This is a genomic window from Microbacterium sp. BH-3-3-3 (assembly GCF_007679045.1).
Lineage (GTDB): Bacteria > Actinomycetota > Actinomycetes > Actinomycetales > Microbacteriaceae > Microbacterium > Microbacterium algihabitans.
The window spans coordinates 316,988-338,385 of the sequence record NZ_VEFS01000001.1 but is presented as its reverse complement, the minus strand read 5'-3'; the positions used below and the strand labels follow the sequence as shown (position 1 = coordinate 338,385).

The following is a 21,398-nucleotide window of genomic DNA, read 5'->3' as shown; positions in this document are numbered from 1 at the left end:
GTCAGGAAAGTCACAGCTTCGCTACCATGTGAGTCGCGGGAGAGCCCCGCCGGTGTCGCGCGACGCGCACGACTCCGTACGAGAGGAACCTCGTGAACACTTCTTATCTCGCCTACAGCGACTACGGGACGACGAGCGGAGCCGAAGCCGCTTTGGTCGGCATCGTCTACCTGTTCATCTTCTTGTTCTCCATCGCCGGGTACGTCATCAGCGCATTCCTTCTGATGCGCATCTTCGACAAGGCCGGCGTCCAGGGCAAGTGGCGCGCCTGGGTCCCGATCTACAACTACATGGTCTTCGCCAAGCTGGGCGACCTCTCGCCGTGGGTCATCCTGGCCCTGGTCGTGGCGACCGCGGTTCCGATCCTCAACTTCCTGGCCGGCATCGCGATCGTGGTCGCGCTGATCATGGTGTCGTACCGCGTCAACGCGAAGTTCGGTCGGGAGTGGCCGATCCTGTTGCTGTTCATCCTCGGCCCCCTGGGGCAGTGGATCTTCCTCGCGATCCTCGCGTTCGGCAACAACCCGTGGAACCCCGCCATTCGCCCCGCCCCGTGGGCCAACTCCTTCCTCGCCGACAAGACGGTGTGGAACGGCATCCCCGTGCAGCCCTCCCAGCAGGTTTCCGGCAACGGCGGCCCGGGTGTCGGCGGCTCCGGCTACGGCGCTCCCGGTTACGGCAGCACGCCCCCGCCCCCGGCCCCGCAGTCGTACAACCCGCCGGCCACCGGCACGACTCCGCCGCCGCCGGCGACGGGCACCACGCCCCCGCCGCCGCCGGCCGGACCCGTGGTCTGACACACGGACTGGTTCACGAAGGGCTCCTCGCACTCGCGGGGAGCCCTTCGCCGTTCCCGCCGCTAGCGTGGAGGGATGACCCCCGCAGACCTGCCTCTCCGTCCCGTCGGCCGCTCCGGACTCCGCGTGTCGGCGATCGGACTCGGGTGCAACAATTTCGGGCGAGCGGGAACCGCCACCGAAACGCTCGACGGAACGCGCGCGGTGCTCGACGCGGCGATCGAGGCGGGAGTCACCTTCCTCGACACGGCCGACATGTACGGCCGCGAGTTCGGGTTGTCGGAGACGTTGATGGGGGAGGCGCTCGAGGGGCGCCGTGACGAGGTCGTCCTCGCGACGAAGTTCGGCCACGCGGACTTCGCCCCGCCCGTCCGCGGCGGCGCGAAGGGCTCGCGCACGCACGTCCGCCGGGCGGTGGAGGACTCCCTGCGGCGGCTGCGCACAGACTGGATCGACCTGTACCAGCTGCACACGCCCGATCCCTCCACGCCCGTCGACGAGACGCTCGACGCCCTGGCGGATCTCGTCCGCGAGGGGAAGGTGCGCTACGTCGGTCACTCGAACTTCGCGGGATGGCAGATCGCCGAGGCCGAGTACGCGGCATCCGGAGTGCGCTTCGTCTCGGCGCAGAACCAGTACAGCCTGCTGGCGCGCGCGGCGGAGCGCGAGGTGCTCCCGGCCGCCGAGCGATGGGGGCTCGGGTTCTTCCCCTTCTTCCCCCTGCACAACGGTCTGCTGACCGGAAAGTTCACGCGCGAGGGCGGACCCGAGGGCAGTCGCATCATGCGTCAGCGCCCGCACCTGTGGCGCGACGCCCCGTGGGACGCGCTCGAGCGATACCAGGCGTTCTGCGACGCGCGCGAGATCAGCATGCTCGAGGCCACGTTCGGATGGTTCCTCGCGCACCCGGTCGTCTCGAGCGTCATCGCGGGCGCGACGAGCCCCGAGCAGGTCCGCGCGAACGTCGCCGCAGCGACCGCGTGGACCCCGAGCGCGGCCGACATCGCCGAGCTCGACGGGATCCTGCCCCTGCCCGCCGACCCCGCAGCCGGGTAAACCTCGACGGTGGATGCCGCATCCGTCATGCAACGCGCCCGCGTATCCGCGGTTCGCGTGCCCTCGTCGACTAAGATGACAGGGCCGTGCGTTTCCGCCGGCGAAGCTGTCGGCCAACCGGAGGATCGTTCGTGCCCGAGGTGACCACCCACACGCGTACCGTCGCTCTCGACGACGCGACGCTCGATCTGTCGTGGGCGGCCAGCACCGACACCGGCCGTCGCCGCGAAGTCAATCAGGACGCGGTCCTCGCGGAGTACCCCCTGTTCGTCGTCGCCGACGGCATGGGCGGGCATCTCGGCGGCGAGATCGCCAGCGCCAGCACGGTCGACCGCCTCCGCGCCGTCGTCGACAATCAGACCGTCTCGACGAAGAACATCGAGAAGGCCCTCTCGCGCGCCGTCAAAGACATCATCGCCCACCCCGAGACCACCGACGAGGGCACCGGCACGACCCTCACCGGTCTCTATCTCGAGACGCACACCGACGAGCCGCACTGGGTCACGCTGAACATCGGCGACTCCCGGGTGTACCTGCTCCGCGACGGCGAGATCGTGCAGGTCACGACGGATCACTCGGTCGTGCAGGAGCTGATCGCCGCCGGGCGTCTGAGCCCCGAAGAGGCCGAGAACCACCCGTACGGCAACGTCATCACGCGCGCGGTGGGCCCGAGCGACAGCGTCAAGCCCGACTACCTCCGCCTCGACGTGCTCGACGGCGACCGCTTCGTCATCTGCTCCGACGGGCTGACGAAAGAGCTCACCGACTTCGGCATCCGCCACTTCCTCGACAACAACGCCGACCCCGCCGCGGCCGTCGAAGCGATGATGGCCGCCGCGCTCGAGAACGGCGGCCGCGACAACATCACCATCGTCGTGCTCGACGTCGCGCGCCGCTCTTCCTGAGAATCCGCTCTTGACCGCGGCTGGCCGCGGATTCTACGTTCGGCATATGACCTCCGCACCCGAACGGACGGCCGGCAAGGGCCTGGCCACCGGCACCCTGGGCCTATGGGGCTCGACCGTGATCGGTCTGGCATCCACCGCCCCCGTGTATTCGCTCGTCGCCACCCTCGGATTCGTCGTGCTGGCCGTGGGCGCTCAAGCGCCGATCGCCTTCGTCGTCGCCTTCGTGCCGATGTTGTTCATCGCCTTCGCCTATCGCGAGCTGAACAACGAGATCCCCGACTGCGGCACCACGTTCACGTGGGGGACCAAGGCGTTCGGTCCGTGGGTCGGCTGGATGGGCGGCTGGGGTGTCGCCGTGGCCGGCATGGTCGTGCTCGCCAACCTCTCGCAGATCGCCGGCATCTACCTCTGGTCGCTGATCGGCGACGGCTCGCTCGCCGAGAACGTGCCGCTGGTGACCGCCACCGGAGTCGCCTTCATCGCGGCGATGACCTACGTCAGCTACCGCGGCGTCGAGATCGGCGAAAAGCTGCAGAACGTGCTGCTCGCGGTGCAGTACCTCGTGCTCGCCCTGTTCGTGGTGCTGGCGCTGTGGAAGTTCTTCGACGGCACGGCTCCGAACCCCACCCCCTTCGACCTGGCCTGGTTCAACCCGCTCGGGTTCACCGATTGGAGCGGCTTCACCGAGGCCGTGCTGCTCGCGCTGTTCATCTACTGGGGCTGGGACACGTGCCTGGCGCTGAACGAAGAGACCAAAGACCCCAAGCGCATCCCCGGTCGGGCGGCCCTCCTGACGACGGTGATCCTGCTCGGCACCTACGTCACCGTCACCGTCGCCGCGATGATGTACGCCGGGGTCGGCGAGGACGGGGCGGGCCTGGCCAACCCCGATAACGCCGACGACGTCTTTCTCGCCCTCAAGGACGGCCTCTTCGGCCCGTTCGGGTGGCTGCTGATCGTCGCCGTGCTCATCTCGGCCGTCTCGTCGACGCAGACCACGATCCTCCCCACCGCGCGCGGCACCCTCGCGATGGCGGCGTACAAGGCGCTGCCCGAGCGGTTCAAGACGGTGCACCCGCAGTACAAGACGCCGTCGTTCTCGACGCTCGTCATGGGCATCGTGGCGAGCCTGTACTACATCGGCATGACGCTCATCAGTGACAACATCCTGCAGGACTCGATCCTGTCGCTCGGGCTCGCGATCGCGTTCTACTACGCCATGACCGGGTACGCGTGCGTCTGGTACTACCGCCGCGAGCTGTTCTCGTCGGCGAAGAGCCTGTTCTACCGCGGCATCCTGCCGCTGCTGGGTGCGCTCATGCTGACCTACGCGTTCATCCAGTCGGCGATCGACATGTACGACCCCGAGTACGGCAACACCGTGCTGCTCGGAATCGGCGGCACGTTCGTCGTGGGCATCGGCGCCCTCGCGATCGGCGTGGTGCTCATGCTCGTGTGGTTCGCGTTCCCCGGGTCGAAGCCCTTCTTCCGCGGCGAGAGCCTCAATCGCGAGACCGAGGTGCTCGTGCCCGACGAGCCGATCGCCTACCCGCGGTCGGTCGACGGCGGAATCTGAGGCGTGACGGCATCCGCTCTCGAAAAGGGCGGGCGGATGCCGTGCGGTGGCCGTGCGTGTGTTCGCGGTCGTGCCGCGAAGCGCGGTGCGGCAGGGCTCAGACGACGGCGCGGATCGAGCCGACCACGCCTCCGCCGCCCGACACCGTCAGGGGCAGCAGCGCGAGGGTGTCGGAGACCGCCTCGGGGGTGAGAGAACCGGCGCGCTCGAGGAGGCGGAGCGCCACGGCGTGCGCGGCGCGGTTGGAGCCGTCGAACATCTTCAACGCGACGGTCGTGCCGTCGGGCGCGGTCATGACCTGCACGCCTTCGGCGCCCATCTTCGAGAACACCCCGAGGCGCTCGATGACGATCGTGTCGGGGCGGCCCGGACCGTCGATGGTCCACGGGTGCTCCTTGACCGCGCGCACGAGAGCGCCGGCGCTGCGGTGCAGGGCGAAGGGCGAGCGCTCCGACGAGGTCGCGATGCGCTGGATCGCCCGGGCGAGGCCGACCATGCTCATCGCGTAGACGGGGGCGCCGCAGCCGTCGATCGCGGTGGTCGTCATGCGCTCGCCCACGAGACGCTCGAGCACCTCGCGGATGTGCACCTGCAGCGGGTGCTGCGGGTCGAGGTAGTCGGTCGTCGACCAGCCGTTGGCGACGCACGTGAGCAGCATCGCGGCGTGCTTACCCGAGCAGTTCATGCGCAGGGGGGAGGGGGCGCCGTGATCGCGCACGAGCTCGTCGCGCGAGGCGGTGTCGGTGGGCCACGCCGCGGGGCAGCCGAGGTCGTCTTCGGTGAGACCGGCCGACTGCAGGATGTCGCGGGCGAGCTCGGCGTGGCGGTCGGTGCCGCAGTGGCTCGCCATCGAGATCGCGAGCCGCTCGTCGGCGAGATCGGCTCCGGCCGACAGGCACGCCAGCGCCTGCAGGGGCTTCATGCTCGATCGCGGGAGGAACGGCGCCGACGCATCGCCGAGGGTGATCTTCTCGGTGCCGTCGGGAGCGAGCACGACGGCGACGCCGAAGTGGCGTGATTCGACGAATCCGTTGCGATCGACGACGGCGAGTTCGACGGAGGCGGGGGGCGTGGCGGGCATCCCTTCATCGTATCGCGCAGGGTCGCTCCGCCCCCGGGTGGACGCCGGTGCGAGTCGCAGGGATCCGTCGCCTCCGGTCCTCTCGAAGGGACGGATTCCGGCGACGCACGCGACGGAGAGGGGCAGACTGGAGGCATGAACGGAGAGCACCACTACCGCCTGCGCTCGACCTGGACCGGCGACCGGGGCACCGGCACGAGCGGGTACCGCGAGTACGACCGCGCCGTGACCCTCGAGGTCGACGGCAAGCCCGCCATCGCGGCATCCGCCGACAAACCCTTCCGCGGCGACCCCGCCAAGTGGAACCCCGAGGAGCTGCTGCTGGGCGCCCTCAGCGAATGCCACCTGCTGTCGTACCTGCACGCGTGCGTGACCACGGGGGTCGTCGTGACCGGGTACGAGGACGACGCCTCGGGGACCCTGCAGGAGGACGGCAACAGCGGGGGAGCCTTCACCGAGGTGACGCTGCGCCCGCGCGTGCGCGTCGCCGACGAGTCGATGGTCGAGGCGGCTCTCGCCGCACACAAGCAGGCGCGGGAGTGGTGCTTCATCGCCAACTCCGTCAACTTCCCGGTGCACCACGAGCCCGAGGTCACCGTCGGCTGATCGTAGAGTGAGCGGATGCAGCTCGAACCGACCCTGCGCCGACTCGACCGCCTGGCCGGCGGGCGGCAGGCCGACCACCGCGTCGACGTCTCGGACGACCCGAAGGTGCGCCGTGCGTTCCGAGCCATCACGCTGCTGCTGGCCGCGGGATTCGTGCTCGGCGTCGCGACCGTCGTCATCGCGCTGGTGATGACGCTGAACGGCGACGACGTCGGCTTCGCGGTGTGGATGCGGTGCCTGGTGGTGCTGGCGATCACGACGACGCTGTTCTACTTCCTCTGGCGCGCTCATGCCGGGTGGTACTGGGCGTTCCGGCGCCTGCAGCTGTTCAGTCGCATCTTCCCGATCGTCGCCCTCGTGCTCGCCGCGATCCCGGGGCTGTATCCCTTCTGGGTCGTGACCGAGCAGATCCTCTTCGCGATCCTGCTCATCGGCGTCTCGGACTACCTGCAGTCGGATCCCGTGCGTGCGGCGTTCCCCAAGCCGCAGCGCTGAGGGCGCGGCATCCGGCCCTTCGACAGGCTCAGGGACCCCCTTCGACAGGCTCAGGGACCCTCTTCGACGGGCTCAGCCCCCCACGAAGAACGACGGAACCCCGCCGGCGCGATGCCGACGGGGTTCCGTATCGTTCGGTGGTGCTTACTGCACGTCGTCGTCGACCCAGTCCATCGACTTGGTGACGGCCTTCTTCCACAGGCGCAGCTCGCGGTCGCGCTCGACGCCGTCCATGTTCGGCTCCCAGCGCTTGTCTTCCTGCCAGTTGGCACGCAGGTCGTCGAGGTTGTCCCAGAAGCCGACCGCGAGGCCCGCGGCGTACGCGGCGCCCAGGGCGGTGGTCTCGGCGACGACCGGACGCACGACCGGCACGCCCAGGATGTCGGCCTGGAACTGCATCAGCGCGTCGTTGGCGGTCATGCCGCCGTCGACCTTGAGCTCGGCCAGGTCGACACCGGAGTCGGCGTTGACGGCGTCGAGCACCTCGCGCGTCTGGAAGGCCGTCGCTTCGAGCGCAGCGCGCGCGATGTGGCCCTTGTTGACGTAGCGGGTCATGCCGACGATCGCGCCGCGGGCGTCGGGACGCCAGTACGGGGCGAACAGGCCCGAGAACGCCGGCACGAAGTACACGCCGCCGTTGTCGTCGACCGAGCTGGCCAGCGCCTCGACCTCGGGGGCCGAGGAGATGATGCCGAGCTGGTCGCGCAGCCACTGGATCAGCGAACCGGTCACCGCGATCGAGCCCTCGAGCGCGTACCGGGCGGGCTGGTCGCCGAGCTTGTAGCCGAGGGTGGTGAGCAGACCGTTCTTCGAGTGGACGATCTCTTCGCCCGTCTGGAAGATGAGGAAGTTGCCCGTGCCGTAGGTGTTCTTGCTCTCGCCCGGATCGAAGGCGGCCTGGCCGAAGGTCGCGGCCTGCTGGTCGCCCAGGATGCCGGCGATCGGCGTCTCGCGCAGCAGCGACGACGACTCGACCGTGCCGTACACCTCGGAGGAGGAGCGGATCTCGGGCATCATCGAGCGCGGAACACCGAAGTCGGCGAGGATGTCGTCGCGCCACTCGAGGGTCTCGAGGTCCATGAACAGCGTGCGGCTGGCGTTGGTGACGTCGGTGGCGTGCACGCCACCGTCGATGCCGCCGGTGAGGTTCCACAGCACCCAGGAGTCGGTGGTGCCGAAGATGAGGTCGCCGGCCTCGGCCTTCTCGCGGGCTCCCTCGACGTTTTCGAGGATCCACACGATCTTGGTGCCCGAGAAGTAGGTCGCCAGCGGCAGGCCGACGATGCTCTTGTAACGCTCGGGGTCGCCATCGGCGAGACGGTCGACGATCGACTGCGTGCGCGTGTCCTGCCAGACGATGGCGTTGTACGCGGGCTTACCGGTGTTCTTGTCCCAGACCACCGCGGTCTCGCGCTGGTTGGTGATGCCGACGGCGGCGATGTCGTGACGGGTGATGTCGGCGCGGCTGAGGGCCAGGCCGATCACCTCCTGGGTGTTGCGCCAGATCTCGGCGGGGTCGTGCTCGACCCATCCCGCGCGCGGGAAGATCTGCTCGTGCTCCTTCTGCCCGACGGAGACGACGCTCCCGGACTTGTCGAAGATCATCGCGCGCGTCGAGGTCGTGCCCTGGTCGATGGCGAGGACGTAGTCAGCCATGGATGGACTCCTTTGTCTGAATCAGTGAGAGGTGAAGAGGTGGAGAAGGGAGGCGGGGGCGCCGGGTGACGCCCCCGCGGAGGTATTACTTGCCGAGGCCGAGCAGCACGGGGGCCAGCAGACCCGCGAGCAGACCACCGACGAGGGGGCCGGCGACCGGGACCCAGGCGTAGCCCCAGTCGCTGGAGCCCTTGCCCTTGATCGGGAGGATGGCGTGGGCGATACGCGGGCCGAGGTCACGGGCCGGGTTGATCGCGTAGCCGGTGGGGCCACCGAGGCTCGCACCGATACCGACCACGAGCAGGGCGACGGGCACGGCCGCGAGGCCGCCGATCCCGCCCGGGACGCCGATGTCGGCCACGCCGTAGTCGCCGAAGCCGAAGATCACGAAGACCAGCACGAAGGTGGCGATGACCTCGGTGAGGAAGTTGAAGCCGTACGAACGGATCGCGGGGCCCGTCGAGAACACGCCCAGCTTGGCGGCGGGGTCGGGCTCGTCGTCGAAGTGCTGCTTGTACGAGGCCCAGGCGAGTACGGCACCGATGATGGCACCGACCATCTGCGCGGCCACGGCCACGAAGAACTGCGCGATGCCGATCTTGCCGGCCACCAGCAGACCGATCGACACGGCGGGGTTCAGCTGTGCTCCGGAGTACGCGGAGACGATGACACCGGCGAACACCGCCAGGCCCCAGCCCCAGTTGACCATCAGGGTTCCGCCGCCGTTGCCCTTGGTCTTGGCGAGGGCCACGTTGGCCACCACACCACAGCCCAAGAGGATGAGCATCGCGGTTCCGACCACCTCCGAGAGGAAGTACAGCCCCAGGTTCACATCTTGCATGTCGTCATCGACCTTTCTCCTACTGCTCGGCCTCCATCGGCTCGAGCGTGATGCGGCTCGGTGATCCGAACCTATGGGTCACGTGCGGGCGCGCAATAGTCGGCGCGCCCGCACGTTCTCTCAGATTCGAGCGACCCCGGCCTGTGCCAGATCCACGCGGTGCGCGGAGCGCAGGATCTCCGTCGAGCGGGCGACCTCGTCGTCGACGCGGGCGGAGTCCCACCCGAGCGGCTCGGCGACGGCCTCGGCGACCTCGCGGAGGGTCCGCTCGGTCATGCCGCCGACGAAGGCGAGGTGCGTACGGCGCAGCAGCACGTCGATGAGGTGCACGACCTGCTCGTTCGCGGCGATCCAGGCGAGCTCCTCGCGGTAGTAGCCGGGCGCGTCGGGGACGGGCGTCGGCTCCGTGGGGAGGGCGGCGAGGATGGCGTCGGCGCGCGTGCCGTAGCGCTCGAGCATGGCCTCGACGATCTCGCCGGAGTGCGCATTCGTGCGTGCGGACACCCAGCGGCGTCGCTGCTCGGGCGTGGCGGGGAAGCCGGCGCCGCCGCCGATCGCGAGACCCTGGGTGCTCACACGGTGCGGGCGACGCAGCTTCTGCAGCGTCTTCATGCTGAGGTGCTCGGCGAGGGCGCGGAAGGTGGTCCACTTGCCGCCGACCAGGCTCATCGCGGGGACGCCGGCGACCTCGTCCTCGACGATGCGGTAGTCGCGCGAGACGAAGCCGGGCGCGGTGTCGTCGTGGCGGGGGAGGGGGCGGATGCCGCTGAACGTGTAGACGATCTGCGAGCGGTCGACGCCCACCTTCGGGAAGACGTGTCCGATGAGGTCGAAGAAGTACTCGATCTCGTCGTCGGTGCACACCACGGGCTTCGAGGGGTCGGCGTCGATGTCGGTGGTGCCGACGAGGACGCGGTCCTTGAGCGGGTAGATGAGCACGATACGGCCGTCGGAGTGCTCGAAGAAGATCTCGCGCCCGCCGGTGGCGGCCAGCAGCTCGGGGTTGTCGAGCACGATGTGCGAGCCCTTGGTGCCGCCCATGAACTTCGTGTCGAGGCCCATCGCGGAGTTGGCCAGGTCGGTCCAGGGCCCGGCCGTGTTGAGCACGACCTTCGCTTTCACGCTGAATTCCTCGCCGGAGACCTCGTCGCGCACGCGGACGCCGTTCGCGTCGGCGCCGACGGCCGAGACGTAGTTGACGGCCTGAGTACGGCCGCCGCCGGCCTCGATGCCGTCGCGCAGCACGTCGAGGGCGATGCGCTCAGGGTCGTGCATCGACGCGTCGAAGTAGGTCGCGGTGTAGCGCAGGTCGTGGTTGAGCTGCGGGAGGGCCTGCAGCGACTTCTTCTTGCCGAGGAACGTGTGGCGGGGAACCGAGCCACCGTCGCGCGAGAAGGTGTCGTACATGATCAGGCCGACCTTGATCAGCAGGGCGCCGCGCTCGTTGGGCTTGCCGCGGCCGTGTGTGACGAGCAGGCGGAAGGGCGCCGAGAGGATGCCCGAGAACGTCTTGTAGATCGGGATGGTCGTCTCGAGCGGCTTGACGTAGTGCGGGGCCGTCTTGAGCAGGTCGTTGCGCTCGGTGACCGCCTCTTTCACGAGACGGAACTCGCCGTTCTCGAGGTAGCGGATGCCGCCGTGCACCATGTGGCTGGAGGCCGAGGAGGCGCCCGACACGAAGTCGCCGCGCTCCACGAGGGCGACGCTGACGCCCTGGAGCGCGAGGTCGCGGAGGGTGGCGAGGCCGTTGATGCCCCCACCGATGATCAGGACGTCGAGGTCTTCGGCGTCACGGAGCGCCTGGACGTCGGCGCGGAGCGAAGAAGTAGGGGACGACATGTCGACTGCGACCTTTCGTAGTTGGTACGTCGACCACATTGCGCTCGTCTGCACGTTGTTGCAAGCCCCTTGAACAAACGTGCACAATGGTGTTCATGCGGGTGAGAAGACCATGACCACACAGGCCGAAGAGCGCTCCCGCGACGCGCTGCGCGCGGCGCAGCTCTACTACATGCAAGACCTCACGATGGACGCCATCGCGCACGAGATGCGGGTGTCGCGTTCCTCGGTGTCGCGGTTGCTGCAGCACGCGCGCGACGTGGGCCTGGTGACCATTTCGATCAGCCCGCCCGACGACGCGCGCGGACAGATGGCGCAGCGCATCGCCGACCGGTTCGGCATCACGGCGCACATCGTGCCCACGCCCGCGCGCACCTCCGAGGCCGAGCGCCTGGAGCGAACCGCTCTGACGGCAGCGCGCATCCTCGCCGAGCGGGTGGAATCGTCGATGACGGTCGGCGTCGCGTGGGGCTCGACCCTGTCGGCGATGGCGCGCCACGTGCCGCAGAAAGACGTGCACGACACGCACATCGTGCAGATGAACGGCGCCGCCAACGTGCGCACCTCCGGCATCCCCTACGCGGGCGAGATCCTGTCGAAGTTCGGTGCGGCGTGGTCGTCGTCGGTGCACCAATTCCCGGTGCCGGCCCTCTTCGACGATCCCCGCACGAAGCAGGCCATGTGGCGCGAACGGTCGGTGCGCTCGGTGCTCGAGATCCAGCAGCGCGTCGGTCTGTTCGTGTTCGGACTCGGCTCGCCCCACGCCGACGTCCCCTCGCACGTCTACAGCGGCGACTACTTCGACGAGCGCGACCGCGCGGTCATCGAGCGCGAAGGCGTGGTCGGCGACTGCGCGACGGTGTTCTACCGCGCCGACGGGTCGAGCGACATCCCCGAGTTGAACGCGCGCTCCAGCGGACCCGACCTCGACACGGTGCGGCGCATCCCGCGACGCTTCTGCGTCGTGTCGAGCCTGTCGAAGCTCGACGGGCTGCGCGGGGCGCTCGCCGCGGGACTGATCACCGAGCTCGTCGTCGAGGAGTCCCTCGCGCGCCGACTCCTCGCCGTCACCCGCTGACCCGCGGGCGTCCGAGGAGCCGGAACGCCCGGATCAGCGCTCGCCGAAGCCGTCGTCGATCAGCGCCCGCAGCTCGTCGAGCGCCTGCCGCGCCTGCGGCCCGGAGGCGCTGACGCGCACGCGCGAACCCTGACGCACCCCGAGGGCCATGAGCGCGAGCAGGCTGTGCCCCGACACCTCGGCGCTCCCCGTGTCGAGGTCGGCGATGCGCACCTCCGCGCCGAAGCGCGACGCGGCTTTGACGAACGTCGCGGCCGGCCGGGCGTGCAGCCCCGAGGGGTTCGACACGACCGCCTCGAACGACAGCGAGTCGCCGGCGGTGTCATCGGCGGATGCCGGGGGCGCGGCATCCGGAACCGTCGACGCCCCGTCGCCGAGCTGACGGCGCTTCGCCTCGCCCGCGGTGGCGCACTCCGCCGCCACCGCGGCGAGATCGGCCCCACCCGCGGCCGTGACCACTGCGGCGACGAGGCCCTCCACGAACGGCGCGGGACTCAGCCGAACCCGCTCCGGCGCCGTGACGAACTCCACCGCCGTCTCGGCGCTGAGGATCGCCGAGCCGAGGTCCATCAGCACGAGCACCCCGTCTCCGGAGTCGGCCTCGTCGATGGCCGCGGCGATCGCCACGGCATCCGTGCCCAGATCGTCGTCGGGCCCGCCCGCGGCCACGCGCACCGCGGGCGGCTGATCCCCGCCCATCTGCAGGGCCAGATGCACGGCGGCCTCCGCGAGCGCGCGCGAGTGCGAGACCGCGACGATGCCGATCACTCCGCGCCCGCCAGTGTGTCGCGCAATGCCTCGAGCAGCAGGGTCGCCGAGGTCGCGCCCGGGTCGATGTGTCCGGCGCTGCGCTCGCCGAGGTAGCTCGCGCGGCCCTTGCGCGCCACGAGCGGTTCGGTGGCGTCGCGCCCGCGCGCTGCGGCGTCGGCGGCGGCGCGCGCGGCGGCGGCCGGTCCGTCGGCGACGGCGGCGTCCCACGCGTCGAGCGCGGGGGAGAGGGCGTCGATCATGGTCTTGTCGCCGAGCTCGGCCTTGCCGCGGGCGACGACGCCCTCGACGCCCGCGCGCAGTGCGGCGCCGAGCGCGGCGGCATCCGCCTCTCCGTCACCCGCGAGGGGCGGACCCATGCGCAGGAAGAGCGTGCCGTAGAGGGGCCCGCTCGCCCCGCCCACCGACGAGACGAGCGTCATCCCGACCGTCTTGAACAGGTCGGACGCGGTGGCCGGCACGGGGTCGAGCTTGGCGACGACCGCGTCGAGACCGCGCGCCATGTTCGAGCCGTGGTCGGCGTCGCCGATCTCGGAGTCGAGCTGCGTCAGCTCGTCTTTGTGCGCGTGCACGGCGTCGCGGAACGCGCGGATCCACGCGACGAGGTCGTCGGTCGAGACGGCGTCGCTCATGCGCCCCACCGCAGGCCGGGGGTGACGACCGGCGCGTCCCACAGGCGGATCATCTCGTCGTCGGCCTTCACCACGGTGAGCGAGGCGCCCGCCATGTCGAGGCTCGTGATGTAGTCGCCGATCAGCACGCGCTGCACGTCGACGCCCGCCTCGGCCAGCAGCGGGGCGATCTCGCCGTAGAGCAGGTACTGCTCGATGAGCGGGGTGCCGCCCAGACCCGACAGCAGAACGATCGCCGGGCCCACGGCCTCGCCGAAGTCGTGCACGATCGGATCGACCATGAGCTTCGCGATCTCGTGAGCGGATGCCAACTTCACCCGCGAACGGCCGGGCTCGCCGTGGATGCCGACGCCGACCTCCATCTCGTCGTCGGGCAGTTCGAAGGTGGGCCGCCCCGCGGCGGGGACCGTGCAGCTGGTGAGCGCGACGCCCATCGACCGACCGGCCTCGGACACGCGGCGCGCGAGGGCGGCGACGGCGGCGAGGTCGGCGCCCTCTTCGGCGAGGGCTCCGACGACCTTCTCGAGGATGACGGTGGTGCCGGTGCCGCGGCGACCCGCGGTCCAGGTGGAGTCGGTGACCGCGACGTCGTCGGCCACGACGACGGATTCGACCTGCACGCCCTCACCGGCGGCGAGTTCGGCGGCCATCTCGAAGTTCAGCACGTCGCCGGTGTAGTTCTTCACGATATGGAGCACGCCCGCACCCGAGTCGACGGCCTGCGTCGCCGCGAGCACCTGGTCGGGAGTGGGGGAGGTGAACACCTCTCCGGCGGCGGCGGCGTCGAGCATGCCGCGACCGACGAACCCGCCGTGCATCGGCTCGTGGCCGGAGCCTCCGCCCGAAACGAGGGCGACCTTGCCGGCGCGGGTCGGTTCGGCCCGCAGGATGACCCGATTCTCGGCATCCACCCGCAGATCCGGGTGCGCTGCCTCGATGCCGCGCAGGGCCTCTGCCAGCACGTTCGCGGGGTCGTTGACGAACTTCTTCACGCTGCCTCCTCGTTGTGGCGTCGACGGTTCGGGCCGTCAGTCACGACCCTGGTCGCCGCGCGGCTTCACGTCAAGGGTCGGTGCGCGAGAGGAGCGGGTTCGTCAGAGACGCTCGTGCGGGAGCACCTGCTTGATGCGCTCGAGAGGGTTCTGCGCGGGGGCCTCGTTGTACGCGTTCGCGAGTTCCTGCCCGCTGAGGGCGTGGATGGCCGCCATGATCTCGTCGGTGGCGCCGCGGCGCGCGCGCCCCGAGGTGGCGGGGCCGTGCGGTGAGAGATCGAGCGGCTTGCCGAAGCGCACCGTGATGCGCTCGGAGGTGCTCGGGAACTTCGCCCCCACGGGCATGGCCTTGTCGGTGCCGATCAGCCCGACCGGCACGACCGGGGCTCCCGTCTGCAGGGCGAGGAAGGCGACGCCGGTGCGGCCCTTGTAGAGGCGGCCATCGAGCGAGCGCGTGCCCTCGGGGTAGAGCGCCACGGCGCGCCCGTCATCGAGGAACGCACGCTGCTGATCGAGGGCGTCGAGCGCCTTCTGGCCGGCGCCGCGCTCGACAGGGATCGCCCCGATGGCGGTGAAGAACTGCCGCGAGGCCCACTTCTCGAAGTACGCCGACTTCGCCATGAAGTGCACCGGGCGGGGAGCGGCCACGGGAATGGCGATCGAGTCGATGAACGACAGGTGGTTGCTCGCGAAGATCACCGGTCCCGTGCGGGGGACGTTCTCGCGCCCCTCGATGCGGGGCCGATAGACGGCGCGGGCAAGGGGGGCGATGAAGAACCGCCCCAGGCCGTAGGCCGCGCCCATCTGCTGCGGCGGTGCGGCGGGGGTCTCGGCGGGCACGTCGGAACTCACTCGACGAGGCTACTCGCCGCAGCATGCCCGCGTGTGCATGGGGGTGATCGGCTGCGCTCTCTCAGCCCCGCCAAAGCCGGATACGCGAGGATGGAGCTTCCCCGTCTTCTTCGAGAGGTCACCTGTGCGCTTCCGCCCGATCGCTTCCCTGTCCGTCGCCGCCGCTGCGGCGTTGCTGCTGGCCGGGTGCGCCGGCTCGCCCGACGCCGCGGAGACTCCGAATGCCACGGCCTCCGCCGACGCCGGCCAGTGCCAGAGCGCTCTGACGGACGCTCCTGCGCCCGACGGCCTCGTCGTCTCCGGCGACTTCCAGGGCAAGGTGAACGTGACCCTCCCCTCGGGGTACGCCCCCACCGAGCTGCAGCGCACGACCCTCGTCGAGGGCTCCGGCCAGCAGGTCAAGGCCGGCGACGTCCTGAAGGCGAACTACACGCTCATCGACGCGGCTTCCGGCCAGGTGCAGCTGCAGTCGCTCGACACCGCGCCCGCCGGCATGGACACCTTGATCAACTCGCAGCAGATCTTCGGAGCCGCCCTCGAGTGCGAGAACATCGGCGCGCGCACGGTCTCGTCGTTCCCCGCCGGAACGCTCGGCGAGGGCTCGCCCGCCTTCGTGCTGGTCGCCGACGCGATCTCGGAGTTGCCCACCCGCGCCGACGGTGCCGAGGTCGCCCCCGTCGACGGCATGCCCACCGTCACCTTCGACGACTCGGGCGCCCCCACCATCACCATGCCCGACGCTCCGGCCCCCACCGACGTGCGCATCGAGAACCTCCGCCAGGGCACCGGCGACGTCGTCAACCCCGGCGACCAGGTCATCGTGCAGTACACCGGTGCGCTGTACGACGGCGGCACCGTGTTCGACTCGAGCTGGCAGCGCGGCGAGCCCGCCCAGTTCGTCACCAACCAGGTGGTCGACGGCTTCCGCCAGGCGCTCGAGGGACAGACCGTCGGCTCGCAGGTCGTCGTCGTGATCCCGCCCGCTTCGGGCTACGGCGATCAGGCGCAGGGCGAGATCCCCGCGAACTCGACGCTCGTCTTCGTCGTCGACATCCTCGGCGTCCAGCACGCGACCGCCGCCGGATAAGCAGGCCGCGTCCGGCGCCCGGCACCCGACGGGCACCGGCTCGGTAGGCTGACGGGATGCGCCGCGTCCTCATCCTCGGGTCCACCGGTTCGATCGGCACGCAGGCGCTCGACGTCATCCGGGCCAACCCCGAACGCTTCGAGGTCGTGGGCCTCGCCGCCGGCAGCGACCGTGCCGGCGTCGAGGCGCAGGCGCGCGAGTTCGGCGTCGAGCACCTCGCCCTCGGCGCGGTCGAGGCCGAGCAGCTGGTCCGCGACGTCAAGGCCGACGTGGTGCTCAACGGGATCACCGGCTCGGTCGGGCTCGGCCCCACCATCGCCGCGCTCGAAGAAGGGCGCACTCTCGCCCTCGCCAACAAGGAGTCGTTGATCGTCGGCGGCGACCTCGTCACCGCGCTCGCTGCCCCGGGACAGATCGTCCCCGTCGACTCCGAGCACTCAGCCATCGCGCAGGCGTTGCGCTCGGGCGAGGCGTCGGAGGTGCGCCGGCTCGTGCTCACGGCATCCGGAGGCCCCTTCCGTGGACGCTCGCGCGATCAGCTCGTCGACGTCACCCCCGCCGAGGCGCTCGCCCACCCGACGTGGGACATGGGCCGCGTCGTCACGACGAACTCCGCGACCCTCGTCAACAAGGGCCTCGAGGTGATCGAGGCGCATCTGCTGTTCGACGTCGACTACGACCGCATCGACGTCACCGTGCACCCGCAGTCGATCGTGCACTCGATGGTCGAGTTCGTCGACGGCTCGACGATCGCGCAGGCATCGCCGCCCGACATGCGCCTGCCCATCTCGCTCGGCCTCGACTGGCCGCACCGCGTCGGCGGCGTCGGAGTGCCCCTGGACTGGACCCGCGCCTCGCAGTGGACCTTCGAGCCGCTCGACGAGGAGGCCTTCGGCTCGGTCGCGCTCGCCAAGCGCGTCGGACGCGCGGGGGCGACCTACCCGGCCGTGTTCAACGCCGCGAACGAGCAGGCCGTCGACGCGTTCCACGAGGGGCGCCTCGGCTTCCTCGACATCGTCGAGCTCATCGAGCGCGTCGTCGACCGCCACGAGGCCCCGGCGCAGCTCACGCGCGCGTCGCTCGCCGAGGCCGAGACCTGGGCGCGCCGCACCGCCGACGAGATCATCGCCGCGCGCTGACCCCGGGGGTAGGAGGTCTCTGAGCTTGTCGAAGGGACCGGGCGTGCGTTGGACCCTCGCGTTCGGGAGGTCCCTGAACTTGTCGAAGGGACCGGGCGTGCGCTGGACCCTCGTGTTCGGGAGGTCCCTGAGCTTGTCGAAGGGACCGGGCTTACATGGGTCCCGGTGGCTTCGACAGGCTCAGCCACCTTGCGTTCGCGCGTGCGTTGGACCTTCGCGTTCGTGAGGTCCCTGAGCTTGTCGAAGGGACCGGGCGTGCGTTGGCCCCGGTGGCTTCGACAGGCTCAGCCACCTTGCGTTCGCGCGTGCGTTGGACCTTCGCGTTCGGGAGGTCCCTGAGCTTGTCGAAGGGGCCGGGCGTGCGTTGGCCCCGGTGGCTTCGACAGGCTCAGCCACCTTGCGTTCGCGCGTGCGTTGGACCTTCGCGTTCGGGAGGTCCCTGAGCTTGTCGAAGGGGCCGGGCGTGCGTTGGCCCCGGTGGCTTCGACAGGCTCAGCCACCTTGCGTTCGGGCGTGCGTTTGCTCCGGTGGCTTCGACGGGCTCAGCCACCTTGCGTTCGGGCGTGCGTTTGCTCCGGTGGCTTCGACAGGCTCAGCCACCTCGCGTTCGGGCGTGCGCCGGCCACGGTGGCTTCGACAGGCTCAGCCACCTTGCGTTCGCGCGCGCGTCGGCCCCGGTGGCTTCGACGGGCTCAGCCACCTCGCGTTCGCGCGTGCGCAGGCCCCGGTGGCTTCGACAGGCTCAGCCACCTTGCGTTAGCGCGTGCGCAGCCCCGGTGCCTTCGACAGGCTCAGCCACCTTGCGTTCGGGCGTGCGTCGGCCCCGGGGCCTTCGACGGGCTCAGCGACCTCGCGTGCGAAGGGGCGCGGCCCTCGCGTTCTCAGGCGGGGAAGTCGACCGGGCGCTCGGGGTCGGACGACGGCGTGCTGTCGGCCGGGTACGGCACGGGCCACTGGGGGTCGGGCACAGCCCACCCTGCGGCCCGCAGGGCACGGCGGGACAGCTCGCGCGCCGAGTAGGGCGTGCGCACTCCGCGGATGTCGCGGTAGTCCTGGTGCCCGGGGCCGGCCCAGAGGATCGCGTCGCCCTCGCCGACGAGTTTCACGGCCTCGAGGATCGCGCGCTCGGGCGGGGTGAACTCATGGATCTCGGCATCCGGACGCGCACGACGAGCGCCCTCGACGAGCACCTCGCGGATCGTGTCGGGATTCTCGTGACGCGGGTGGTGATCGGTCACGATGAGGATGTCGCTGCCCTCGACCGCGGTGCGCCCCATGTCGTGGCGCTTCGTGGCGTCGCGGTCGCCGTCGGCGCCGAAGAGCATGACGACGCGGCCGGGCGTGACGCGGCGCACGGCGGCGAGCGTCTTCTCGAAGGCGTCGGGGGAGTGACCGAAGTCGACGTAGACCGCGGGACCCTCGGGGCCCGAGATGAGCTGCGTGCGACCCGGCAACGACGCGTCGATGCGCTCGCCGTCGAGGGTGCTGAACACGTGCTCCCAGGTGTAGCCGACCTCGAGCAGCATGACGATCGCGAGGCCCGCGTTGGCGGCCATGTGTCGGCCGATCACGGGCACGACGGTGGTCAACGCGCGACCCTTGCCGTCGCTGAGGGTGAACTCGGTGCCCTCCTGTCGTTCGTCCACGATCTCGACGGTCCAGTCGGCGGATGCCGCGGAGGCGGCGTCTTCGGCGATGGCGGGGGTCGCGATGGTCACGACGGGGATCTCGGCCCGCGCGGCGATCTCGGCGCCCGAGGCGGAGTCGAGGCACACCACGCCGCGGTGCGCGCGATCGGGGCGGAAGAGGGGGAGCTTCGCCTCGAAGTACTCGCGCATGTCGGCGTAGTCGTCGAGGTGGTCGTGCGTGAGGTTGGTGAAGCCCGCGAGGTCGAAGACGAGGCCGTCGACGCGGTGCCGGGTGAGGGCCTGCGCGCTGACCTCGACGGCGACGGCTTCGACGCCTCGTTCGCGCATGAGGGCGAGCAGGGCGTGGAACTCCGAGGCCTCGGGCGTGGTCAGTCGAGAAACGATGACCTCACCCGCGATGTGACGCTCGGCGGTCGACGACAGTCCGGTCACGACGCCGAGCTGGCCGAGGATGCCCTCGAGCAGGTGCGAGACGCTCGTCTTACCGTTGGTGCCGGTGGTCGCCAACAGTTGAGGAAGCCGGTCGTCGGGGCCAGTGCCGTAGACCCAGGCCGACAGGTCGCCGAGCAGCGCGCGCGGGTCGTCGACCACGACGATGGGAAGCCCCGTGGGGGCGGCGATCTCGGCGCCCGCGTCGTCGGTGATCACCGCGACGGCGCCGCGCTCGGCGGCGGTGGCGGCGAACTCCGCGCCGTGACGGTTGACGCCGCGGATCGCCACGAAGGCCTCGCCCGCGCGCAGATCGGCGGTGGCCAGCGTGATGCCGGTCAGGGTCGTGCCCTCGACATCTCCCACGGTGCGCACGCCGTAGCGGCGGGCGAGCTCGGCGAGGTCGCGGCGGGGCGGACGCTCCGGTCGGAGGACGGGCGGCAGGTTCGAGGGGGCGTCGGAGGACATCCCCACCATTGTCTCATCCGGGGTCGCACAGACACCGCATCGCGGCCGCACGGGCGGTTCAAAGGCCCGCGGCGGTATCGTCGGCGGGTGACTGCGATCGCGTTCCTCATCGGCGTCGTCGTGCTCGTCGTCGGACTCGCCGTTTCGATCGCGCTGCACGAGATCGGACATCTGCTGCCCGCCAAGCTCTTCGGCGTGCGCGTGGGCCAGTACATGATCGGCTTCGGACCGACGCTGTGGTCCAAGCGCATCGGCGAGACCGAGTACGGCTTCAAGCTGCTTCCCCTGGGGGGATTCATCTCGATGGCGGGCATGTACCCGCCGGCCCCCGACGACGGCACCCCCGAGAAGAAGCGCTCGCGCTTCTTCGCCACGATGGTGCAGGACGCCCGCGACGCGAACGCCGAGACGTTGATCGCCGCCGACGACCGCGTCTTCTACAAGCTGCCGGTCTACAAGCGCATCATCGTCATGCTCGGCGGACCGATCATGAACCTCATCCTGGCGTTCGTGCTCTCTGCCATCGCGCTCAGCGGTATCGGCGTGGCCACGGCCACCACGACCGTCGCGGCGGTGTCGCAGTGCGTGATCCCGGCCAGCGACAACCGCACCGACTGCACCTCGACCGACCCCGTCGCCCCGGCCGCCGCCGCCGGCATCCAGCCCGGCGACAAGATCGTGTCGGTCGACGGGACCCCGGTGTCGACGTTCGCAGAAGCCGCGGCGATCATCCAGAAGTCGCCGGGCCAGGCGCTGTCGGTCGTCATCGACCGCGACGGCACGCAGCGGACGGTCAGCGTGACGCCGGCGCAGACCGATCGCGCCGTCACCGACGCGCAGGGCAAGGCCGTCACCGACGCCTCCGGCGCGCCCGAGTACGAGACCCTCGGCTTCGCCGGGCTCACCGCGCAGCAGACTTTGGTTCCGCAGCCGATCTGGGCCGGCCCCGAGGCGACCATCCAGCAGGTGGGCAGCGTCGCGCAGATCATGACGCAGCTCCCGGTGCGCGTCTACGACACGGCCGTCGACCTGTTCACCGGTCAGCCGCGCGACCCGAACGGTCCGCTGAGCGTCGTCGGCGCCGGGCGCCTGGCCGGCGAGTTCGCCGCCATCGACGCGCCGATCCTCGATCGCGTGGGCGCGATCATCGGTCTGCTCGCGGCGCTGAACATCGCGCTGTTCGTGTTCAACCTCATCCCGCTGCTGCCCCTCGACGGCGGTCACGTCGTCGTCGCGCTGTGGGACGGCATCAAGCGCTGGTTCGCGCGGCTGCGCGGCACGGTCGCCCGGCCGGTCGACGCGACGAAGCTGGTGCCCCTGACCTTCGTGGTGGTCGTGCTGCTGGTGGGCATGGGCGGGGTGCTGTTCCTCGCCGACGTCTTCAACCCGGTGCAGCTGCTCTAGCGCTCCGCGCCGCGGGTGGCGGGGGCTTCGACGGGCTCAGCCACC

19 protein-coding genes are annotated in these 21,398 nt (G+C 70.4%); 10 read left to right on the top strand and 9 right to left on the bottom strand.

Annotated features, from left to right (window positions below):
* Positions 1 to 92: 92 nt before the first annotated feature.
* The 4 genes from FS769_RS01640 to FS769_RS01625 all read left to right on the top strand — a co-directional run bounded on the left by FS769_RS01640 (position 93) and on the right by FS769_RS01625 (position 4,337).
* Complete coding sequence (locus FS769_RS01640; protein ID WP_260979667.1) at positions 93 to 797, top strand: DUF5684 domain-containing protein; 705 nt, start codon at positions 93 to 95, stop codon at positions 795 to 797.
* Positions 798 to 872: 75 nt separating this feature from the next.
* Positions 873 to 1,853 (top strand): aldo/keto reductase, encoded by a 981-nt coding sequence (locus FS769_RS01635; RefSeq protein ID WP_144828536.1) that lies wholly within the window; start codon positions 873 to 875, stop codon positions 1,851 to 1,853.
* Between the two features lie 131 nt (positions 1,854 to 1,984).
* Positions 1,985 to 2,758 carry a PP2C family serine/threonine-protein phosphatase gene (locus FS769_RS01630; RefSeq protein ID WP_144828534.1) on the top strand — a complete coding sequence of 258 codons (774 nt, stop codon included), beginning with the start codon at positions 1,985 to 1,987 and terminating at the stop codon, positions 2,756 to 2,758.
* A gap of 46 nt (positions 2,759 to 2,804) precedes the next feature.
* Positions 2,805 to 4,337, top strand: a complete 1,533-nt coding sequence (locus FS769_RS01625; protein WP_144828531.1) for an APC family permease — start codon at positions 2,805 to 2,807, stop codon at positions 4,335 to 4,337.
* A 97-nt stretch (positions 4,338 to 4,434) separates the two neighbouring features.
* Here the strand turns inward: FS769_RS01625 and FS769_RS01620 are convergent, their stop codons facing one another.
* Positions 4,435 to 5,418 (bottom strand): asparaginase, encoded by a 984-nt coding sequence (locus tag FS769_RS01620; RefSeq protein WP_144828528.1) that lies wholly within the window; start codon positions 5,416 to 5,418, stop codon positions 4,435 to 4,437.
* 135 nt (positions 5,419 to 5,553) lie between these two features.
* On the opposite strand from FS769_RS01620, the gene FS769_RS01615 reads away from it, so the two are divergent.
* Both FS769_RS01615 and FS769_RS01610 read left to right on the top strand, forming a co-directional pair.
* Complete coding sequence (locus FS769_RS01615; protein ID WP_144828525.1) at positions 5,554 to 6,024, top strand: OsmC family protein; 471 nt, start codon at positions 5,554 to 5,556, stop codon at positions 6,022 to 6,024.
* A gap of 15 nt (positions 6,025 to 6,039) precedes the next feature.
* Positions 6,040 to 6,519 carry a hypothetical protein gene (locus tag FS769_RS01610; RefSeq protein WP_144828522.1) on the top strand — a complete coding sequence of 160 codons (480 nt, stop codon included), beginning with the start codon at positions 6,040 to 6,042 and terminating at the stop codon, positions 6,517 to 6,519.
* Between the two features lie 144 nt (positions 6,520 to 6,663).
* On the opposite strand, the gene glpK is transcribed toward FS769_RS01610, so the two are convergent.
* The 3 genes from glpK to FS769_RS01595 all read right to left on the bottom strand — a co-directional run bounded on the left by glpK (position 6,664) and on the right by FS769_RS01595 (position 10,855).
* Positions 6,664 to 8,175, bottom strand: coding sequence for a glycerol kinase GlpK (gene glpK / locus FS769_RS01605; RefSeq protein WP_144828520.1), 1,512 nt, complete (start codon positions 8,173 to 8,175; stop codon positions 6,664 to 6,666).
* An 85-nt stretch (positions 8,176 to 8,260) separates the two neighbouring features.
* On the bottom strand, positions 8,261 to 9,016 hold the full coding sequence (locus FS769_RS01600) for an MIP/aquaporin family protein (protein WP_144828517.1): 756 nt from the start codon (positions 9,014 to 9,016) through the stop codon (positions 8,261 to 8,263).
* 120 nt (positions 9,017 to 9,136) lie between these two features.
* Positions 9,137 to 10,855 (bottom strand): glycerol-3-phosphate dehydrogenase/oxidase, encoded by a 1,719-nt coding sequence (locus tag FS769_RS01595; protein WP_144828514.1) that lies wholly within the window; start codon positions 10,853 to 10,855, stop codon positions 9,137 to 9,139.
* Between the two features lie 112 nt (positions 10,856 to 10,967).
* On the opposite strand from FS769_RS01595, the gene FS769_RS01590 reads away from it, so the two are divergent.
* Positions 10,968 to 11,933 carry a sugar-binding transcriptional regulator gene (locus tag FS769_RS01590; protein ID WP_144828511.1) on the top strand — a complete coding sequence of 322 codons (966 nt, stop codon included), beginning with the start codon at positions 10,968 to 10,970 and terminating at the stop codon, positions 11,931 to 11,933.
* Positions 11,934 to 11,966: 33 nt separating this feature from the next.
* Here FS769_RS01590 and dhaM read toward each other — a convergent pair whose 3' ends face one another.
* From dhaM to FS769_RS01570, 4 genes are all read right to left on the bottom strand, one after another.
* Positions 11,967 to 12,701: a dihydroxyacetone kinase phosphoryl donor subunit DhaM gene (gene dhaM, locus FS769_RS01585; RefSeq protein WP_144828508.1), complete on the bottom strand. Its 735-nt coding sequence runs from the start codon at positions 12,699 to 12,701 to the stop codon at positions 11,967 to 11,969.
* Entirely contained in the window at positions 12,698 to 13,333 is a 636-nt protein-coding gene (gene dhaL / locus FS769_RS01580; protein ID WP_144828505.1) for a dihydroxyacetone kinase subunit DhaL, read from the bottom strand. Before dhaL ends, dhaM begins: the two co-directional genes overlap by 4 nt.
* The gene (dhaK, locus tag FS769_RS01575) at positions 13,330 to 14,325 is read right to left on the bottom strand and encodes a dihydroxyacetone kinase subunit DhaK (RefSeq protein ID WP_144828502.1); all 996 of its coding nucleotides are present in this window, start codon (positions 14,323 to 14,325) and stop codon (positions 13,330 to 13,332) included. Before dhaK ends, dhaL begins: the two co-directional genes overlap by 4 nt.
* Before the next feature lie 102 nt (positions 14,326 to 14,427).
* On the bottom strand, positions 14,428 to 15,129 hold the full coding sequence (locus FS769_RS01570) for a 1-acyl-sn-glycerol-3-phosphate acyltransferase (RefSeq protein WP_230704530.1): 702 nt from the start codon (positions 15,127 to 15,129) through the stop codon (positions 14,428 to 14,430).
* A 172-nt stretch (positions 15,130 to 15,301) separates the two neighbouring features.
* On the opposite strand from FS769_RS01570, the gene FS769_RS01565 reads away from it, so the two are divergent.
* Together FS769_RS01565 and dxr are read left to right on the top strand one after the other, a co-directional pair.
* The gene (locus FS769_RS01565; protein WP_144828496.1) at positions 15,302 to 16,264 is read left to right on the top strand and encodes an FKBP-type peptidyl-prolyl cis-trans isomerase; all 963 of its coding nucleotides are present in this window, start codon (positions 15,302 to 15,304) and stop codon (positions 16,262 to 16,264) included.
* A gap of 56 nt (positions 16,265 to 16,320) precedes the next feature.
* Complete coding sequence (gene dxr, locus FS769_RS01560) at positions 16,321 to 17,403, top strand: 1-deoxy-D-xylulose-5-phosphate reductoisomerase (protein WP_144828493.1); 1,083 nt, start codon at positions 16,321 to 16,323, stop codon at positions 17,401 to 17,403.
* An 881-nt stretch (positions 17,404 to 18,284) separates the two neighbouring features.
* Here dxr and FS769_RS01555 read toward each other — a convergent pair.
* Entirely contained in the window at positions 18,285 to 19,949 is a 1,665-nt protein-coding gene (locus tag FS769_RS01555; RefSeq protein WP_144828490.1) for a Mur ligase family protein, read from the bottom strand.
* Positions 19,950 to 20,036: 87 nt separating this feature from the next.
* Between FS769_RS01555 and FS769_RS01550 the strand changes: the two genes are divergently transcribed.
* Positions 20,037 to 21,353, top strand: coding sequence for an RIP metalloprotease (locus FS769_RS01550; RefSeq protein ID WP_144828487.1), 1,317 nt, complete (start codon positions 20,037 to 20,039; stop codon positions 21,351 to 21,353).
* The last annotated feature ends 45 nt before the right edge of the window (positions 21,354 to 21,398 follow it).

What these genes read in the sequence shown, in the direction of transcription:
- dhaL (WP_144828505.1), bottom strand. Translation starts at nt 13,333, where the DNA reads ATGAGCGACGCCGTCTCGACCGACGACCTCGTCGCGTGGATCCGCGCG.
- dxr (WP_144828493.1), top strand. Translation starts at nt 16,321, where the DNA reads ATGCGCCGCGTCCTCATCCTCGGGTCCACCGGTTCGATCGGCACGCAG.
- FS769_RS01600 (WP_144828517.1), bottom strand. Translation starts at nt 9,016, where the DNA reads ATGCAAGATGTGAACCTGGGGCTGTACTTCCTCTCGGAGGTGGTCGGA.
- FS769_RS01625 (WP_144828531.1), top strand. Translation starts at nt 2,805, where the DNA reads ATGACCTCCGCACCCGAACGGACGGCCGGCAAGGGCCTGGCCACCGGC.
- FS769_RS01610 (WP_144828522.1), top strand. Translation starts at nt 6,040, where the DNA reads ATGCAGCTCGAACCGACCCTGCGCCGACTCGACCGCCTGGCCGGCGGG.
- FS769_RS01635 (WP_144828536.1), top strand. Translation starts at nt 873, where the DNA reads ATGACCCCCGCAGACCTGCCTCTCCGTCCCGTCGGCCGCTCCGGACTC.
- FS769_RS01590 (WP_144828511.1), top strand. Translation starts at nt 10,968, where the DNA reads ATGACCACACAGGCCGAAGAGCGCTCCCGCGACGCGCTGCGCGCGGCG.
- FS769_RS01570 (WP_230704530.1), bottom strand. Translation starts at nt 15,129, where the DNA reads ATGGGCGCGGCCTACGGCCTGGGGCGGTTCTTCATCGCCCCCCTTGCC.
- FS769_RS01615 (WP_144828525.1), top strand. Translation starts at nt 5,554, where the DNA reads ATGAACGGAGAGCACCACTACCGCCTGCGCTCGACCTGGACCGGCGAC.
- FS769_RS01620 (WP_144828528.1), bottom strand. Translation starts at nt 5,418, where the DNA reads ATGCCCGCCACGCCCCCCGCCTCCGTCGAACTCGCCGTCGTCGATCGC.
- glpK (WP_144828520.1), bottom strand. Translation starts at nt 8,175, where the DNA reads ATGGCTGACTACGTCCTCGCCATCGACCAGGGCACGACCTCGACGCGC.
- FS769_RS01595 (WP_144828514.1), bottom strand. Translation starts at nt 10,855, where the DNA reads ATGTCGTCCCCTACTTCTTCGCTCCGCGCCGACGTCCAGGCGCTCCGT.
- FS769_RS01555 (WP_144828490.1), bottom strand. Translation starts at nt 19,949, where the DNA reads ATGTCCTCCGACGCCCCCTCGAACCTGCCGCCCGTCCTCCGACCGGAG.